1 protein-coding gene and 2 pseudogenes are annotated in these 3,720 nt (G+C 48.9%); all 3 read right to left on the bottom strand.

Features of this window, described 5'->3' with window-relative positions:
* Positions 1 to 2,818 (bottom strand): annotated as a pseudogene (locus V5G28_RS07090) (non-ribosomal peptide synthetase); the annotation flags it as partial.
* 5 nt (positions 2,819 to 2,823) lie between these two features.
* Positions 2,824 to 2,925: pseudogene (locus V5G28_RS36610) on the bottom strand (beta-ketoacyl synthase N-terminal-like domain-containing protein); the annotation flags it as partial.
* Positions 2,926 to 3,073: 148 nt separating this feature from the next.
* Positions 3,074 to 3,720: AMP-binding enzyme (locus V5G28_RS07080; RefSeq protein ID WP_336229960.1), on the bottom strand; the 647-nt coding region annotated here is incomplete at its 5' end.

Genomic DNA, 3,720 nt, shown 5'->3' with positions numbered 1-3,720 from the left:
AGCCACGCACTTTCACCTGGTGGTCAATGCGTCCGATATACTCGATGTTGCCATCACTCTTGTAGCGGACTAAATCCCCGGTTTTGTACAGCCTTGTCACCAGCTGGCGCTAAAGGGGTCGGGAATGAATTTTTCCGCTGTTAACTCCGGTCGGTTGAGGTAGCCACGCGCCAAGCCATCGCCACCAATGTGCAATTCACCTGCGACACCTACTGGTACTGGTTGATTATTGGTATCGAGAATATAGAATTGGGTGTTGGCGATCGCCTCCTATAGACACCGAGCCAGAACCTGCCTGTACTTGAGATACGGCTGACCAAATGGTGGTTTCAGTCGGACCGTACATATTCCATAAGGTATCAGCACGCTCAATCAGTTGAGCTGCGAGTTCGCGAGAGAAAGCTTCACCGCCGCAGAGTATTTTCAATTGCGGGTTGCCAACGAAGCCTGCTTGCATCAATGTTCGCCATGTGGCTGGTGTGCCTTGCATGACTGTGGCGCTTGATGTCGCTAAGGCTGCAGTGCTTTGACCACCATCGATCATCAAATCGGGGGTGAGGACGAGGCGTGCACCTGTACTCAATGGTAGGAACAATTCCAATGCGGCAATGTCAAAGGTGATGGTTGTCACCGCCACCAGCACATCTTATGGTACTATCCCCGGTTGAGCAGACATTGCGGTTAAGAAATTCACCACGGCGCGGTGGCAAATTTGTACTCCTTTGGGTCGTCCAGTGGAACCGCTTGTGTAGATGGCATAAGCTAGGTTCTCGGGGCAGACATTGCTGTTGGGGTTGGACGAACTTTGGGATATGGGCAAATCTGAGTCTAAGTAGACAACACGCCCCTTGAAGTCGGGTAGTTTGTCCGCTACCGCCTGTTGTGTAAGCAGCACAGGGACACAGGCGTCTTCTAGGATGTACGCCAATCGCTCGGGTGGGTAGATCGGGTCGAGGGGTACATATGCGCCACCCGCCTTTAGAATTGCCAGCAGTCCGACTAACATATCAGTTGAGCGTTCTGCACAAATGGCGACCAACACTTCTGGTTCAACACCCAATGAAACTAGGTGATGTGCCAGTTGGTTGGCTTTGGCGTTTAACTCACTGTAGGTTAGTTCTTCCGAATCAAACACCGCTGCCACTGCATCGGGTGTTTTCTCGACCTGTTGCTCAAACAACTGATGCAGACACAATTGTTTCGGGTAGTCTGCTTGGGTATCGTTCCACTCCCGTAAGAGCTGATGTTGTTCACGCTCACTTAGCAGTGGTAGTTCTGCTACCTTTTGATGGGGATTGGCAACAACTGCTTCTAGTAAAGTTTGATAGTGTTGTACCATCCGCGCAATTGTGGCGGCGTCAAACAAATCTGTATTGTAATCAAGAAACCCACTCAATCCAACCGCTGTGTCTTCAGTGAATCCTTGGGCGGTGTTCTTTAACGTTAGGGTCAAATCATACTTAGCAGTTGAGCTTTCGAGTTCCAATGGAGAGAGCGTTAAGTTGGGAAGCTGCAACACTTGCATCGGTGTATTATGCAGCACAAACATCACTTGGAACAGCGGGGTGTGGCTTAAAGAACGCTCTGGCTGCAATTGCTCGACCAACTGCTCAAATGGCAGGTCTTGATGAGCGTAAGCACCAAGAGCAACTTGCCGCACTTGTGATAATAAATCAAGAAAACTGGGATTGCCAGATAAATTGCTACGCAGCACTAAAGTGTTGAGGAATAACCCGAATAACCCCTCTGTTTCGGCGCGATTACGGTTGGCGATCGGTGTGCCGACACAAATGTCAGTCTGGTTGGTGTAGCGATACAGCAATGTTTGAAACGCTGCTAAGAGCGTCATGAACAGCGTTACGCCTTGTCGCTGACTTAAGGCAGTCAGCGCGTCACACAGTTCCTGGGAGAGTATAAATTTTTCAGTAGCTCCTCCGTAAGTTTGAATCGCTGGTCGCGGTCGGTCGGTTGGCAGTTCCAACAAAGCGGTCGCACCTTGAAGTTGTTCTTTCCAGTATCCCACCTGCTTCCTCAGTTCTTCCTCTTGCAACCACTGCTGCTGCCAATGAGCAAAATCAGCGTACTGAATCGGCAACTCTGGCAGGGGAATTGGTACATTATTGTACACAGCTTGGTAGATTGCTCCTAACTCGCTCATCAGTACGCCTATTGACCACCAATCTGAAACGATATGGTGCATCACGAGTAGCAAGACGTGTTCTTTTTCTGTCAGTTTGAACAAACTACCCCGCACTAGTGCCTCAGTTGCCAGGTCAAACGGTTGCGCTGCGTCTTCAAGGATCAATTGTCGGCAAGTGCTTTCTCGCTCTTGTGGCTCTAAGTGTTGCAAGTCTACGACTGCCAATGTTATCTTCACGCTGTTGGCAATCACTTGCATCGCTTGTCCATTTACCTGAATAAAATTGGTGCGTAGGACTTCGTGGCGGCTGATGATGTGATTGATACTGTACTCAAGGGCAGTGACATCAAGCTGACCTTCAAGGCGCACCTGCACATGAATGTTGTAAAAGCCACTTTCGGGTTCGAGCTGCTGTAGAAACCACAAGCGTTGTTGGGCAAACGACAGAGGTAACTTTTCCGAGCGTGAAATCGGCAGAATCGGGGCTAGACTGGGACTTGAAGCCAGATTAGTCTTTTGCAGAAACGCGAGCATTTCTGCTTTGCGCTCTTGCAATTGAGTACGCAGAGATGGTGTCAGTACTCCCTCGGGGGCGCTACACCGCAGACGTTCACCATCTGCCCACAGTTTTACATCCAATGTGCAGAGATAAGACAAAAACTCTTCAATAGTTTTCATAGCTCTATCTCCTCTTGTTCACCAATCAATGAAATGGACTCAACACCGTCGCGCAGATTCTGCCAAAACTTATCAACATTCTTGGTTCCTGGAAAACGACCCGCCATGCGGATTACAGCGATCGCAAAGCGCGCCCTATGCCCCAACAAAGCGGAGCTTTGTTGCCTCGAATCGAAGATTCGAGGGGAGGGTTTCTGGAGGAAACCCTCCGGGCATATACGGGCGATCGCATCCATTCCATCGTGTGTTTCCCAGTTATCCATTGGTTTTCTTTCTTTGTTTAATGAGTGGTTGTCGTTTTAGAGCTTCTATTTGCTTGCTGGCACGGTCATTACTTTTTTGCCTAGTTGGTGCATTTACATCCTGTTTTTGACCGAGATATTGTGCCAAAGTACTTATAGTTGGATATTTAAATAAGTCAACGACTGAGATATCTCTGTTGATTCCAAGTAACTTATTATTGAGTTTGCTATGAACTTGGATGACCAGAAGTGAATGACCGCCGAGTTCAAAGAAATTGTCGTTGACACCCACCTTCTCCAGATTCAGCACCTCTTGCCAAACACTACTTAGGATTCGCTCAACCTCGTTTCGGGGTGCAACGTATGCTTCGGCTTCTACTCGAGTGTGTTCCGGATCTGGTAGTGCTTTGCGGTCAACTTTGCCATTTGGTGTGAGTGGTAGCTTATCAAGCACCACAAAATAAGATGGCACCATGTACTCAGGCAGTTGCTGTTTAAGGAACGAGCGCAACTCACTGGTTGCAGGCGCTGCCTCAGCTTGGGGTACCAAGTATGCAACTAAGCGCTTGTCGCCTGCAATCTCTTTGGCAATGACAACGGCTTGTTGCACAGTTGGATGTTGACTCAACAGTGCCTCAATTTCCGGCAATTCAATCCGGA

Origin of the sequence: Scytonema sp. PRP1 (genome assembly GCF_036697665.2) — a bacterium.
Taxonomy (GTDB): Bacteria; Cyanobacteriota; Cyanobacteriia; order Cyanobacteriales; family Nostocaceae; genus Kalymmatonema; species Kalymmatonema gypsitolerans.
Note: the sequence above shows the minus strand (reverse complement) of the source record. Positions and strands in the feature narration are given on the sequence as shown.